Origin of the sequence: Amycolatopsis sp. EV170708-02-1, from assembly GCF_022479115.1 — a bacterium.
Taxonomy (GTDB): domain Bacteria; phylum Actinomycetota; class Actinomycetes; order Mycobacteriales; family Pseudonocardiaceae; genus Amycolatopsis.
Genome location: NZ_CP092497.1, coordinates 6094171 through 6107304, shown reverse-complemented (window position 1 = coordinate 6107304; position 13134 = coordinate 6094171). Strand labels below are relative to the sequence as shown.

Below are 13134 nucleotides of genomic sequence, written 5' to 3'. Positions count from 1 at the left end.
CCGGGAGGACATCATGACCGCGTACGGTATCGCCCACCTTCGCCCCGCCGCAGTGCTGGCCGAAGAGGTCTTCGAGTACATGGAACGGATCCAGGCCACGCTCGATCCCTTCGGCGGCCGGTTCCTCGTGCACGGAGCCGCGGTCCAGGTCGTCGAGGGGGAGTGGCCGGGGGCGCTCGTGCTCATCGAGTTCCCGAGCCTCGACGCCGCGCGGGAGTGGTACGCGTCGGCCGCCTACCAGGAGATCCTGCACCTGCGGGCGGACCACATCCCCGGCGATCTGATCCTGGTGGAGGGATGCGGGCCGGACCACGACTCGGCGGCGCTGGCGGCCGGGCTTCGGGCACTACAAGCCTCGTGAGTGGCGAGGACGGTTAGAACCGTCCTCGCCACTCACGAGACCCAGGTCATTCCGCCAGTTTGATCGCGATCCCCACGGTCCGGTCCTTCGGCCCCCGCAGCCTGCTGAAGAACATCGTGACCCGGCCGGTGACCCCGTACTTCCGCGCGATCACCTTGCGCACGCGTTCCGTCTCGTCGAGGTCCAGCAGCCGCGCCTCGCCCGCGACGACGTCGCCATGGGTCTTGGTGCCCCGGAAGTCGCAGGCCTGGACCTCGACCCGCCCGCTGTTGCGGATGCGCTTGACCTTGCCCGCCTTCCGCTCGGACCAGAGCACCAGTTCGCCGCCGTCGCCCGCCGCCCAGACCGGCGTCGGCACCGGGGTGCCGTTCTTGCGGAAGGTGGTCAGGACGACGTACTTCTCGGCGGCGATCCGCTCGAACTCCGATCCCATGTGGAAAGTCTAGGCGCTGTCCTGCAAGTCTGTTCGCGGTCTTCGCGCCCAGGCGGTCCCTGAATCACGAAGCCCATCGAACAGACTTACAAGACAGCGCCTAGGCCGTCCGCCTGCGCAAGGTCGCCGCGCCGAGGACCAGCGCCGCCAGGGCACACGCCCCGACGATGATCAGGTTCCGGATCAGCGTCGCGTCCACGGTGCTCGACGTGGTGACCCGGGTGAGGGCTTCGACGGCGTACGAAAGCGGCATCACGTTCGAAAGCCAGTTCAGGAGCCAGCCCATCTCCCCGCGCGGCACGAACAGCCCGCATAGCAGGATCTGCGGCAGCACGAACAGCGGCATGAACTGCACGGCCTGGAACTCAGTCCGCGCGAACGCGCTCACGAAGAGGCCGAGCGCCATCCCGAGAAGCGCGTCGAGGACGGCGATGAGCAGCAGCATCCCGATCGAGCCCGCGATGTCGAGGCCCAGCCAGGCGAGCGACACCCCGGCGGCGACGCCGACCTGGACGATCGCGATCGAGCCGAACGCGAGCGCGTAGCCGAAGAGCAGGTCCATCCTGCCGATCGGCAGGGTCATCAGCCGTTCCAGGGTGGCGGTGGTGCGCTCGCGCAGTGTCGTGATCGAGGTGATCAGGAACATGATCAGGAACGGGAAGACGCCGAGCAGCGCCGGCGCGACGCGGCTGAACACCGCTTCGGAGTTGAAGACGAAGCGCAGCAGCACCATCAGCAGCGACGGGACGACGATCAGCATCGCGACGGTGCGCGGATCGTGCCGCAGCTGCAGGAGGATGCGGCGAGCCGTGGCCAAGGTCAGGGCGGGATTCATGACGGGCTCACCTCGGTCTCGCGGACCAGCCGCAGGAACGCCTGCTCCAGATCGGTCGTCCCGGTGCGTTCGCGCAGCCCGGCCGGGGTGTCGTCGGCGAGGATCCGGCCTTCGCGCATGAGCAGCAGACGGTCGCATCGCGCGGCCTCGTCCATGACGTGGCTGGACACGAGCAGCGTCGCCCCGCCCTCGGCGAGACGGCGGAAAAGCGCCCAGAGTTCGTCGCGGAGCACGGGATCCAGGCCGACGGTCGGTTCGTCGAGGACGAGCAGTTCGGGCTTCCCGAGCAGCGCGACGGCGAGGTTGGCGCGGCTGTGCTGGCCGCCCGACAGGGCGCCGACGAGCTTGCCCGCGTGCTCGGCGAGCCCGACTTCGCCGATCACCCTGTCCACATCGGACATCGGTGCGCGGAGCACGGAAGCGAAGTAGCGCAAGGCTTCCGTGATGGTGAGGTCGGCGTAGATGGCCGGGTTCTGGGTGGCGTAGCCGATCAGCCGCCGCAACGGCGGGCTGCCCGCGGGATGGCCGAGCACGGTGACCTCGCCCGCGGCGACGATCTGCACGCCGACGATCGAGCGCATCAGCGTCGTCTTGCCGCAGCCACTGGGGCCGAGCAGGCCGGTGATCCGGCCGCGCGGCGTCGCGAAACCGACGTCCCTGACGACCTCACGGCCGCCGCGGACGACCCGCAGGCCCGTCACGGAGATCGCTGAATTAGCCATGCGTTTAATTCTGCGCCCGTTGAGAAGCGCGCGTCAAGGGGGCGTGTTTCAGGACTGCCGGACGGCGATACCCGGGTAGTCGACGACGAGCAGGTGTTCGTCGTAGCGCAGCATGCAGGAGAAATCGAAAGCCGGCGCCGTGTAGGCGAAGTCGCGGTCACCGACCCGCTCGTAGCGCTGCTCCAGCCGTTCCACGGCGAGGCCTTCCGCCCGGACGTACACGGCGGGCGCTTCGGCGGCGGTGCCCGGCGCGATCCCGAGCCGGTGCACCGGCAGCGTGTTCGTCATCGACGACGACTCGAGATCCACGTCGAAACAGCCGTCGAGGCGCGGATCCGGGGCCCCGTCCACCCGCCATCGCCCGTCGCCGCCGGATTCGAGCACCGTGCGACGGGTGCCGGTCGCCGAGCGGCCGGAGATTTCCGCCCGCCTCGTGTGCCAGGCGGCATCGACGGTGATCGTGTACTCGACGAACCAGGGATCGCCGTCCTCGACCGCCGTCGTCGCCCCGCTGATCCTCCAGCCGCCTTCGTGGCTCTGGAAGAACGCGACCTCGAAGCCGGTTCTCGAATCCCGATGCAGCCAGCTAGCCGCCGCGGGAAGGCTCACGGGACCAGGACGAGCTTGCCCCGGACGTGGCCCGCTTCGCTCTCGTCCTGGGCCGCGGCCGCTTCGGCGAGCGGGTAGACCCGGGCGATCGGCAGGTCGAGCTTGCCTTCGGCGGCGAGCGCGGCGCCTTCGGCCAGCGAGCCGGGCACCTGCTCGGCCGGAGATCCCGACGTGAAGCGGACGCCGTGGTCGGCCGCGTCCGGCGCGGCGATGGTGATGACCCGCTTCGGACCGCCGGTCAGCTCGACCAGGGTGGCGAGCGAGCCACGCCCGGAGGCGTCGAAGGACGCGTCGACGCCCTGCGGCGCGACGTCGCGTACGCGCTCGGAGAGTCCTTCGCCGTACTGCACCGGGACGGCGCCCAGCGAGCGCAGGTACTCGTGGTTCCCTTCGCTCGCGGTGCCCACCACGGTGAGCCCGCGCGCGACGGCGAGCTGGACGGCGATGGTGCCGACACCGCCCGCGGCGCCGTCGATGAGCAGCGTCTCGCCCTTCTGGAGATCCAGCAGGTTGAGGGCGCGATAGGCGGTGTTGACGACAGCCGGCAGCGCCGCCGCCACTTCCCACGAAAGCGCCTCGGGCTTGCGGATCAGTTTCGCGGGATCCGCGAGAACGTACTCCGCGTATCCGCCCGCTCCGGAGCCGAGCACCTCGTCACCGGCCGCGAAATCGGACACGCCCTCGCCGATCGCGTCGATCACGCCGGCGATGTCGCCACCGGGGACGGCGGGGAACTTCGAGGGATACACCTCGGCCATCAGCCCGGAGCGGATCTTCCAGTCGATCGGGTTCACGCCCGCGGCCCGGACCGCGACCCGCACCTGGCCGGGGCCCGGCTCGGGCAGTTCCCGTTCGAGGACGCGCAGGACCCCGGAGTCGCCGTATTCGGTGAACGCGATGGAGCGGTAGGTGTCCGTCATGCCGTCGACAACCCCCGTCCCTCCGTCACTATTCCGGCGGCTTCCCGAACCAGCTGTAGTCGCCGGGGATCAGCTGGACGCCGTTCGCGATGCCGAGCAGGGTGGCCTGGTCCCGTTTGCCGGACACGGTGAGCCACCGCCCGCCCTCCACCTGGACGGCGACCGTTTCGTCCTCGACACCGAGCCGGCCGGTCTGTTTCGGCAGGTAGAAGCCGTCGGCACCTCTGACCTTCAGCGGTACGGGCACGGCGTCGCCCGAGTCCGGCCGTTCGGCGCGGAGCGACGCCGTGACGACCGGCGCCGCGGTGGGTTGCCCGGCGAGGGTGGCTTCGAGTTCGGTCGCGCCCCCGCCGGCGGTCATGTACGTGTGCACCCCGGACAGCTCCAGGCCGGCGGGCAGGCCGCCGAACCGCAGTTCGCCCGAAACCCGGGCACGGCCGTCCCGCACCATCTCGTCCGCGATCCGCTGACCGACGTCGCGCGGGTCCTTGATCCCGAACAACGTCAAGCTCAGCAGGTACGTGTCGTCGGGCGTCCAGGTCAGCATCGTCGCGTCGCCGTAGACCTCCGCGACCATCCCGACGCGGCCGTGCACGATGATCTGGTTCGGCGCGGGCGCGATGGTCCACGGTCCGCGCCGGTCGTCCAGCGGAGTGGTGGTCAGCTGGATCTGCCCCGTCGCGCCGCTGCTCCACGTCCTGGTCTGCGGCGCGGGATAGGCCTTCGCGCGCCGGTTCAGCTCCTTGAAGCCGTCGGGCAGCCAGCCGGGCTTGTACGGCAGCACCGCCCAATCGGCGTTGCGCGGCGAGGCAGGGGGGACCGCGGTGTAGGCCCGCAGGCCCAGCGGGACGCCGAGCGCGATGATCGCGACAGCCGCCGCGACCAGCGCCAAGGCCATCGTCGGACGGCTTCGCGGCCGTTGGGCCAGCGTGTCGCGGATCTCGGCACCGTCGGGCGCCCGCGTCGCCAGGTGCTCCAGGCTCTCCCGGATCAGGTCCTCGGTGTGCTCGTCACTCAGTCGGGTCATTTGCGGGCTCCCGTGGGCTGCACGGACGGGGACGGCCCGGTTTCCCGCAGCGTCGCGAGCGCGCGCGAAATCTGGCTGCGCACGGTCGACGTCGCGCAGCGGAGTACCGCGCCGATCTCCTCGTCGGAGTAGTTCTCGTAGTAGCGGAGCACGATCGCGGCGCGTTGTTTGCGCGGGAGCTTCGCGAGCCGGTCCAGCATCGCGTCGCGTTCGTCGTACTCGACGGCGTGATCGGAGACCGGCGGGCTCACCAGGTCGAGCACTTCCGGCGACGACGGGGTCACCCGGCGGGCCGCCAGCCGCCTTCGCCACGAGAGGTACTCGTTGGTGACCATCCGGCGGACGTAGGTCGGCGGCGAGTCGATCTTCGGCCAGCGTTGCTGAGCACGCAGCAGCACCTCCTGGACGATGTCCTGCGCCAGGTACGGATCGTCGGTCAGGACGGTCGCGTAGCGCAGGAGGCCGTCCAGGCGATCCGCGACGAACTCGTCGAAGGTCGCAGGCACGTGTCCCCCTCAGCCGGTGGTCTCCCTCTAAGGACGCGCGAGACCACCCGGCTGATGCATCGGGAGCGGAACTTTCTCGGTGAACGTGATCACCGCACGGCGGTCTCCAGCCGGACGAAGGCGAACCCGGTGGTCGCGAGCTCCTCGCCGGCGGGGCCGGTGGCGGCGGGACGGCGTTCGCCGTCGTGCACCACCAGCAGGCCGTGCGGGAATAGCGGCCCCAGCGGCCTGGTGGTGATCGCGGCGCCGTCGGAATGCTCGACCGAGTCGGTCCCGCGTCCGGCGACGATCCGGAACTCGCGTCGCGGGATGAGCGCGCGGTCGTAGACCACGAACCGCGAGTCGCCCTGGCTCGACGCGAGCAGCTTGCCGTCGGCCAGCGCCAGGCCTTCGGCGTCCGCCGTCAGCCACTTGCCGCCGAAACCGGGGTCGGGGCCGTCGGCGACGCATTCCTCGGTCGCCTCGTCGAAACGCTGCGGCACCCCGAACGACCGCACCTTGTCGATCAGTTCCGGACGGCCGAAACCGGCGCCGTGCACCGGGATCCGCCAGATCCCGACGTCCTCCTGCGCGGTGTAGAGCACGCGGTTCCCGGCGTCGAGGATCGAACCCTCCAGCTGCGGCCGCTCGTCCGGTTCGCCGCACGGCGACCATGTCTTCCCGTTCGGCAGCCGGAATTCCGACGGCAGGTCGATCGTGCCGATCGGCGCCGTGCCGACGGTGCCGTCCGCTTTGTCGACAAGTCGCAAGAGCGCCACGCGGGTTTCGTGCCGCCGGGTCACCGCGACCCAGCGCGCGCCGGTGCGCGGGTCGCGTCCGGCGGCGAGCCCGTACGCGGTCCGCTGTTCGTCCACTTCGGACTCCGACGCGGAGAAGACCGGTGGGGCGGAAGGATCCGTGACGTCGCGCAGCACCCGCGAGCCGGCCGCGGCACCGGCCGGGTCGATCCGGTAGACGCGCACGCGGTCCCGGCCGCGGTCGCTCACCACGGCGAGATCGCCGACGACGTCGACGTTGTTGAACCGGCCGCCTTCGGGAACGGCGAGATGCTGCAGCTGCCGCGCCTTCAGATCGAACGCGGCCAGCCCGCCTTCCTTGAGCGTGCCGAGCACGACGCTGGCCGAAGGATCCTTCGGGTGGACCCAGATCGCCGGGTCGTCGGCGTCGGCGTTCGCCGGGTCCGCGCCCGCGTCGTCGACGTACGCCCTGGTCTGCGCCACGGGTGAGGGGTTCTGGCCCGCTTCGGCGGGCACGGCGGTGAGCAGCGAGGCCGCCAGCAGGGGGAGGGGGAGGAGAGCAGCGATGCGCATTCCCGGGAAGCTAGCCGCGCGGAGTGTCCGGCCGGTGAACGTCGGGGGTCAGGTAGTACTGCGCGACCGGCGCCAGCATCGCGACGATCTCGTCCTCCGAGGCGGCGGCCAGCGGCGGGAGCCCGATGACGTAGCGCAGCAGCGCGAACCCGATCATCTGCGCGGCGATCCCGGCCACCCGGACCTTCGGCACGCCGCGCGCCTCGGCGACCCGCGCCAGCACCGCCCGCTCCAGGAACTGCCGCATCATGGTCGCGACCTGCTCGTTGGTGGTCGCGGACCGGATCATCGCCAGGAACGGCGCCCGGCCGTCCGGGGCCTGCCAGAGGCCGAGGAACGCGCGGACGAGGCGCTCGCCGATCTCGTCCTCCGGGCCTTCGAGGATCCGGGGGACCAGCTCGCCAGGGTCGACCGGCAGGTTCATCGACATCGCGAAGAGCCGCTGCTTGGTGCCGAAGAAATGGTGCAGCAGCGCCGCGTTGACCCCGGCGTCGGCCGCGATGCCGCGGACGGTCGCCCCGTCGTAGCCCTGTTCGGCGAACCTGCGCCGTGCCGCGTCGAGGATCACCTCCCGCGTCTCGGTCTGCCCCGGCCGCCGCCCCGCCTGTGCCATTCCGCGAGCTTAGAACGCCCTTGACTACGCTTGTCCCCATGTCAGTCGCAGTCAGGGTCATCCCGTGTCTCGACGTCGACGCGGGCCGTGTGGTGAAGGGCGTCAACTTCGCCGACCTGCGCGACGCCGGCGACCCCGTCGAACTCGCCCGCCTGTACGACGCCGAGGGCGCGGACGAGCTCACGTTCCTCGACGTCACGGCCTCCTCCGGCGACCGCGAGACCACCTTCGACGTGGTCCGCCGGACCGCGGAGCAGGTGTTCATCCCGCTCACCGTCGGTGGCGGCGTGCGCACGAACGACGACGTGAACCGGCTGCTGCGCACCGGGGCGGACAAGGTGAGCATCAACACCGCCGCCATCGCGCGGCCGGAGTTCCTGCGCGAGGCGTCCCGCCGGTTCGGCGCGCAGTGTGTCGTGCTGTCGGTGGACGCGCGCCGGGTCCCCGAAGGCACCGAGCCGACCCCCTCCGGTTTCGAGGTGACCACCCACGGCGGTCGCCGCGGCACCGGAATCGACGCCGTCGAATGGGCCGCGCGCGGCGAGGAACTCGGCGTCGGCGAGATCCTGCTCAACTCCATGGACGCCGACGGCACGAAGAACGGCTTCGATCTCGAACTCCTCACCCAGGTGCGCGCGGCCGTCCGCGTCCCGGTGATCGCGAGCGGCGGCGCCGGCGCGCTGGAGCACTTCCTGCCCGCCGTCGAAGCGGGTGCGGACGCGGTGCTCGCGGCCAGCGTGTTCCACTTCGGACAGTTGAAGATCGGCGAGGTCAAGAGCGCGCTGCGCGCCGGGGGAGTCGTGGTCCGGTGATCCCGAACAAGTGGAAGGCCGCCACCGAGGTCAAGGTCGTCTGCGCGCTGCTGCTCGGGCTCGCCCTCGCGTACCTCGCGATGGCCGGGGTCCTCATGTTCGCGCCGTACTCCTCCGCGCGGACGTTCCTGCTGCCGGGGACGTCGCTGGTCCTCGGCGGTCTCGTCGTGGCGGGACTGGTGCTGAAGATGTCGTCCGCGCGGTTCGCCGGGTTCGCGGTCAGCTTCCTCTTCGGGTTGCTGCACGCGCTGTCGATGCTGGCGGCGGAACTCTTCTGGGTGAAGATCGTCTCCGGGATCCTCTTCGCCGGGTACATCTACACGGCGGTCCTGCTCAACTCGATGCCGGTGAAACGGCACCTTCTCGGAGCCACGAATGACGCTTGACCCCGCCTTGTCGGAACGCTTGAAGCGCAACGCCGACGGGCTGATCGCCGCCGTCGTCGTGGAACACTCCACATCGGACGTGCTGATGATGGCGTGGATGAACGACGAGGCCCTCGAACGCACCCTCACCACGCGGCGCGGCACCTACTACTCGCGCAGCCGCAAGGAACTGTGGGTCAAGGGCGAGACGTCGGGGCACGTCCAGCACGTGCGCGAGATGCGGATCGACTGCGACGGCGATACCGTCCTGCTGCGCGTCGACCAGACCGGCCCGGCCTGTCACACCGGCACGCACACCTGTTTCGACACCGACGAACGGCTGCTGCTGGCCGACGAGAGCGAGTGACCCGTGAATGTCGTCGCCAACGTGCTGGTCGGCATCGTCGCGCTGATCCACCTGTACATCGTCGTGCTGGAGATGTTCCTGTGGACCACTCCGCGCGCTCGCGCCTCCTTCGGCACCACCGAGGAGTTCGCGAAGGAGAGCTCCGCGCTCGCGGCGAATCAGGGGCTGTACAACGGTTTCCTGGCCGCCGCGCTGATCTGGGGCCTGATCGCGACCGGCGGCACGGCTTGGCAGTTCAAGATCTACGGTCTCGCGTGCGTGATCGTCGCCGGGCTCTACGGGACGGCGACGGCGAGCAAGAAGATCTTCTTCGTGCAGGTGGTGCCGGGCACGCTGGCGTTGATCGCGGTACTGCTCGCTGGCTGACGCCGTCGGGACCTTGGTCCTATCCCGGTGACCCTTCCGGCGGCGTAAAATCGGTGTATGAAACTGGGGGCCGTGCCGGAAACGCCCACGATCGGCGTCGCGGATCCGGCCGCGGAGACACCGCGGCTGAAGAGGCTGGCGCTGCGGTCCGCGGTGCTCGCTCCGATGTTCCTTCTCGTGTTCGTCGCCGGGATCTTCATCGTGGTCTCGCCATGGACCCGGTCCGCCGCCTTGCTGGAAACCGGGAATCGGGTCAACGGCACCGTGGTCGACATACCGGATCGCGGCCATATGCGGGTGGAGTACTGGGTGCGGACGGAGCGCCGGGAAGTGCTGGTCCACAAGCATCACGACCATGAATACGAGCCTTACGGATCGGTCATGGTGTTCTACGATCCCGCGAATCCCGGCCGGATGCGTCTCGAAAACGAGACGAACGCGGAGCCATTCGGCAAGGCGGGCGTTTTCCCGTTGGCGATCGGCTTCGTCGGCGCCGTGTGCTCGGGGCTTTCCGCCGCGGGCTGGCGTCGTCGGTACCACTTGGTGAGGGCGTCCGGGTGGCGTCCTGCGGTCGCGACGGTGAAACGGGACCGCAGCGGCGACAGGCGACACCCGCTGGTGATCCATCTCGTGTCCGAGGACGGGACCGAGTCCGTCGCGTGGGCCACGGCGTGGTGCGCCCGCTCACCGTTCCGGTACCGGAATTGGGGAGCTACGCCGGTTCAGGTGGGCGGCGAGGGTGGCGATCTGGTCGTGCTGTTCCCGCGCGGCATGATGAGCGGGAAACCCTATCCGATCCCCGCGCGGACGGAACCCATCGGTGAAGCCACCCGGACGGCGTCGGCCTGAGGCGCCTGTTCACTTGCACGCGCGCGGGGCGCTCACGGTTGCCCTGGAGCGAGAAGCGACTCGTTATCCGGAAAGCCCGCTCTTCTCGATTAACCTCAGTGCATGAAACTGGGGCGAGGGAAAAAGAAGATCGACGGTCCGAGACGACGTCCAAGGGTCGCCGGGCGACCTCGTTCCGGTACGGACGACGACTTCACCGAAAGCTTCGAGCCGCCGACGGTCCACGAAGAAGTGGCCACCCCCTTGATCGGGAAACTGTCGCTTCTCGAACAACGGGCGACGGCTTGGGCGGTGTTCTGGATCGCTTACTTCGTCGCGTGTCAGATAGTTTCGGAAGATCGCCGGTTCGAGGTGCTGGCCCCGCTTTCTTTGGCGGCTTTCTACGGTATTCCGGCGTGTCTGTACGCCGCCTGGCTCTGGAAGGGCCGCCGTCGGTCCGCTGAGAGCACCGGTTTGCGCGAGGCCATGGCGACCGTGCGACCCGGCTGGCTGTTCCCCAGGATCGACGTCTATCTCGACCGCGACTACAAGTTGCTTCAGACGCGCCGGTCGCTGCGGATCGCTCCCCGTTTCAAAGGGCTCGAGAAAGTCCCCGTCTTCATCGGCGGCGAGGACACCGACATGATCGTGATCTTCCCGCGCGGGCGCTTCTTCAAGGACACGCTTTACACGGTCCCCGTCAAGGAAATCGAGCCGGACACGGCCTGACTCGTGAGTGGTAAGGACGGTTAGAACCGTCCTTACCACTCACGAGTCAGTCGATGTCGCCGGTGAGATAGCGCTGCACCGTCGGAGCGATCGCGGTCACCAAGGGCTCGATCTCGCTCGAAGCCATCGGCTCGAACTTCGCGACGTAGCGCACCAGCCCCATCCCGACGAGCTGGGAAGCGCAGAGCGTGGTCCGCAGTTCGACGCGGTCCGAGCCCAGTCCGCCGATGACCTTCGTGAAGAAGTTCTGGAAGAAACCGCGCAGCACGGCCGCGGCCTGTTCGTGCCCGGCGACGCTGCGGACGAGGGCCTGGAACACCTCGCCGCCCGCGCCGTCCCATCGGGTGAGGAAGGTGCGCACGATCCGCCGGCCGAACTCGTCGTCGGGCCCGTTCTGGAGTTCGGCGAGCAGTTCGTGCGGGTCGAACGGGAGCTTCAGGATGGCTTGGGCGAACAATCCTTCCTTGCTGCCGAACCAGTGGTTGACCATCGCCGCGTCGACCCCGGCCCGCGTCGCGATCGCGCGCACGGTCGCGCCGTCGAAACCGCTCTCGCCGAACACCGCGCGCGCCGCTTCGATCAACGCGGTCCGGGTGTCCTGTCCGCCGGGCCGCCGCCCCGTCGTCGCACGGTAGTGTCTTCACCAGCCATGGCGTCATCATGAACGGACCCGGCCAGAAATTCAACAATCTTTGAATTCATCCCCCCGTCCAGGTCCTCACGGCCGTTGCAGCACAATGAGCGACATGGTCAGCGCCGCAAACGCCAGCCCCTCGGGGCTCGGCTCGGTCAGCCCTTCGCGCGACGAGTTCCGCGCGCTCGCCGAGGGCCGTCGCGTCATCCCCGTCGTCCGTCGCGTGCTCGCCGACGGTGAGACCCCCATCGGGGTCTACCGCAAGCTCGCCGCCGACCGGCCGGGGACGTTCCTGTTCGAATCGGCGGAGAACGGCGCTTCCTGGAGCCGATGGTCGTTCATCGGCGTCGACAGCCCCGCCGCGCTGACCGTGCGTGACGGCGAGGCGGTGTGGACCGGCACCCCGCCGGTCGGCCTGCCGACCGAGGGCGACCCGCTCACCGTTCTGCGTGAGACCGTCGCCGCGCTGCACACCGAGCAGCTGCCCGGGATGCCGCCACTCACCGGCGGCATGGTCGGCTACATCGGCTACGACGCCGTCCGCTGGCTCGAACGGCTCCCCGAGCTCGCCGAGCGCGACCTCGACATCCCCGAGCTCACCATGCTCTTGGCGACCGACCTGGCCGCCTTCGACCACCACGAGGGCACCGTCACCCTGATCGCCAACGCGGTCAACTGGGACGACTCGGCCGAGCGCGTCGACGCCGCGTACGACGACGCCGTCGCGCGCCTGAACGCGATGACCAAGCAGCTGCACGTCGCCGCCCCGGCCACGGCCGCGGTCTTCGATCGTCCCGCGCCCGAATTCACGCGCCGCCGCTCCAAGCCGGACTTCCACGCCGCCGTCGAGAAGGCCGTCGAGGCGATCAAGGCCGGTGAAGCGTTCCAGATCGTGCCGTCGCAACGCTTCGAGATCGAGACCCAGGCCGACGCGCTCGACGTCTACCGCGTGCTGCGCACGTCCAATCCGAGCCCGTACATGTACCTGCTGCGCCTGGACGGTTTCGACATCGTCGGATCCAGCCCGGAGTCGCTGGTCACCGTGCGGGACGGCCGCGCGACCACGCATCCGATCGCGGGCACCCGCTGGCGTGGCGCCGATCCGGAGGAGGACGCGCAGCTGGCCAAGGACCTGCTCGCGGACGAGAAGGAACGCGCCGAGCATCTGATGCTCGTCGACCTCGGCCGCAACGACCTCGGCAAGGTCTGCAAGCCCGGCACCGTGCGCGTCGTCGACTTCTTCGACGTCGAGCGCTACAGCCACGTCATGCACATCGTCTCCACGGTCACCGGGGAACTCCTCGACGACAAGACGGCTTTCGACGCCGTCACCGCCTGTTTCCCGGCGGGGACGCTCTCGGGCGCGCCGAAGGTCCGCGCGATGCAGCTGATCGAGGAGCTGGAGCCCACCCGCAGGGCGCTCTACGGCGGCGTTGTCGGCTACCTCGACTTCGCCGGGGACGCCGACACCGCGATCGCGATCCGCACCGCGCTGATGAAGGACGGCACGGCGTACGTCCAGGCGGGCGGCGGGGTCGTCGCGGACTCGGTGGCCGACTACGAGGACAACGAGTCGCTCAACAAGGCCCGCACGGTGCTTTCCGCCGTCGCGGCGGCGCAGACGATGATCGCGGCGGACGAACTCGACCCGGCGGGTGACAGCACTCGTGTCTGACGCCCCGGCGAAGAAAGCCAAG

The 13134-nt window shown here is 69.6% G+C and carries 18 protein-coding genes; 8 read left to right on the top strand and 10 right to left on the bottom strand.

Annotated features, from left to right (window positions below):
• Positions 1-13: 13 nt before the first annotated feature.
• Positions 14-361: a DUF1330 domain-containing protein gene (locus MJQ72_RS27530; protein WP_240593958.1), complete on the top strand. Its 348-nt coding sequence runs from the start codon at positions 14-16 to the stop codon at positions 359-361.
• Positions 362-407: 46 nt separating this feature from the next.
• Here the strand turns inward: MJQ72_RS27530 and MJQ72_RS27525 are convergent, their stop codons facing one another.
• The 9 genes from MJQ72_RS27525 to MJQ72_RS27485 form a co-directional block, all read right to left on the bottom strand.
• On the bottom strand, positions 408-794 hold the full coding sequence (locus tag MJQ72_RS27525) for a PPOX class F420-dependent oxidoreductase (protein ID WP_240593957.1): 387 nt from the start codon (positions 792-794) through the stop codon (positions 408-410).
• Positions 795-894: 100 nt separating this feature from the next.
• Positions 895-1629, bottom strand: a complete 735-nt coding sequence (locus MJQ72_RS27520; protein WP_240593955.1) for an ABC transporter permease — start codon at positions 1627-1629, stop codon at positions 895-897.
• Complete coding sequence (locus MJQ72_RS27515) at positions 1626-2351, bottom strand: ABC transporter ATP-binding protein (RefSeq protein WP_240593953.1); 726 nt, start codon at positions 2349-2351, stop codon at positions 1626-1628. The genes MJQ72_RS27520 and MJQ72_RS27515 overlap by 4 nt, the downstream gene beginning before the upstream one ends.
• Before the next feature lie 48 nt (positions 2352-2399).
• A complete protein-coding gene (locus MJQ72_RS27510) occupies positions 2400-2960 on the bottom strand; it encodes a putative glycolipid-binding domain-containing protein (RefSeq protein ID WP_240593951.1) in 561 nt (186 codons plus the stop codon).
• Entirely contained in the window at positions 2957-3880 is a 924-nt protein-coding gene (locus MJQ72_RS27505; RefSeq protein WP_240593949.1) for an NADP-dependent oxidoreductase, read from the bottom strand. Before MJQ72_RS27505 ends, MJQ72_RS27510 begins: the two co-directional genes overlap by 4 nt.
• 28 nt (positions 3881-3908) lie before the next feature.
• Positions 3909-4907: a hypothetical protein gene (locus tag MJQ72_RS27500; RefSeq protein WP_240593947.1), complete on the bottom strand. Its 999-nt coding sequence runs from the start codon at positions 4905-4907 to the stop codon at positions 3909-3911.
• A complete protein-coding gene (locus MJQ72_RS27495; protein WP_240593945.1) occupies positions 4904-5413 on the bottom strand; it encodes an RNA polymerase sigma factor in 510 nt (169 codons plus the stop codon). Before MJQ72_RS27495 ends, MJQ72_RS27500 begins: the two co-directional genes overlap by 4 nt.
• A gap of 89 nt (positions 5414-5502) precedes the next feature.
• A complete protein-coding gene (locus MJQ72_RS27490; protein WP_240593943.1) occupies positions 5503-6723 on the bottom strand; it encodes a phytase in 1221 nt (406 codons plus the stop codon).
• Positions 6724-6733: 10 nt separating this feature from the next.
• Positions 6734-7336 (bottom strand): TetR family transcriptional regulator, encoded by a 603-nt coding sequence (locus MJQ72_RS27485; RefSeq protein WP_240593941.1) that lies wholly within the window; start codon positions 7334-7336, stop codon positions 6734-6736.
• Between the two features lie 38 nt (positions 7337-7374).
• Here MJQ72_RS27485 and hisF point away from each other — a divergent pair, with 38 nt between their 5' ends.
• The 6 genes from hisF (at position 7375) to MJQ72_RS27455 (ending at position 10803) form a co-directional block, all read left to right on the top strand.
• On the top strand, positions 7375-8148 hold the full coding sequence (hisF, locus tag MJQ72_RS27480) for an imidazole glycerol phosphate synthase subunit HisF (protein WP_016335963.1): 774 nt from the start codon (positions 7375-7377) through the stop codon (positions 8146-8148).
• Positions 8145-8534 carry a hypothetical protein gene (locus tag MJQ72_RS27475; protein ID WP_240593939.1) on the top strand — a complete coding sequence of 130 codons (390 nt, stop codon included), beginning with the start codon at positions 8145-8147 and terminating at the stop codon, positions 8532-8534. Before hisF ends, MJQ72_RS27475 begins: the two co-directional genes overlap by 4 nt.
• Entirely contained in the window at positions 8524-8880 is a 357-nt protein-coding gene (gene hisI, locus MJQ72_RS27470; RefSeq protein ID WP_240593937.1) for a phosphoribosyl-AMP cyclohydrolase, read from the top strand. Before MJQ72_RS27475 ends, hisI begins: the two co-directional genes overlap by 11 nt.
• A gap of 3 nt (positions 8881-8883) precedes the next feature.
• On the top strand, positions 8884-9246 hold the full coding sequence (locus tag MJQ72_RS27465) for a DUF1304 domain-containing protein (protein WP_240593936.1): 363 nt from the start codon (positions 8884-8886) through the stop codon (positions 9244-9246).
• 57 nt (positions 9247-9303) lie between these two features.
• Entirely contained in the window at positions 9304-10095 is a 792-nt protein-coding gene (locus MJQ72_RS27460) for a DUF3592 domain-containing protein (protein WP_240593934.1), read from the top strand.
• A 102-nt stretch (positions 10096-10197) separates the two neighbouring features.
• Complete coding sequence (locus MJQ72_RS27455; protein ID WP_240593932.1) at positions 10198-10803, top strand: hypothetical protein; 606 nt, start codon at positions 10198-10200, stop codon at positions 10801-10803.
• A 46-nt stretch (positions 10804-10849) separates the two neighbouring features.
• On the opposite strand, the gene MJQ72_RS27450 is transcribed toward MJQ72_RS27455, so the two are convergent.
• Positions 10850-11386, bottom strand: coding sequence for a TetR family transcriptional regulator (locus MJQ72_RS27450; RefSeq protein WP_240593930.1), 537 nt, complete (start codon positions 11384-11386; stop codon positions 10850-10852).
• Positions 11387-11549: 163 nt separating this feature from the next.
• Between MJQ72_RS27450 and MJQ72_RS27445 the strand changes: the two genes are divergently transcribed.
• Positions 11550-13112 (top strand): anthranilate synthase component I, encoded by a 1563-nt coding sequence (locus tag MJQ72_RS27445; RefSeq protein ID WP_240593928.1) that lies wholly within the window; start codon positions 11550-11552, stop codon positions 13110-13112.
• The last annotated feature ends 22 nt before the right edge of the window (positions 13113-13134 follow it).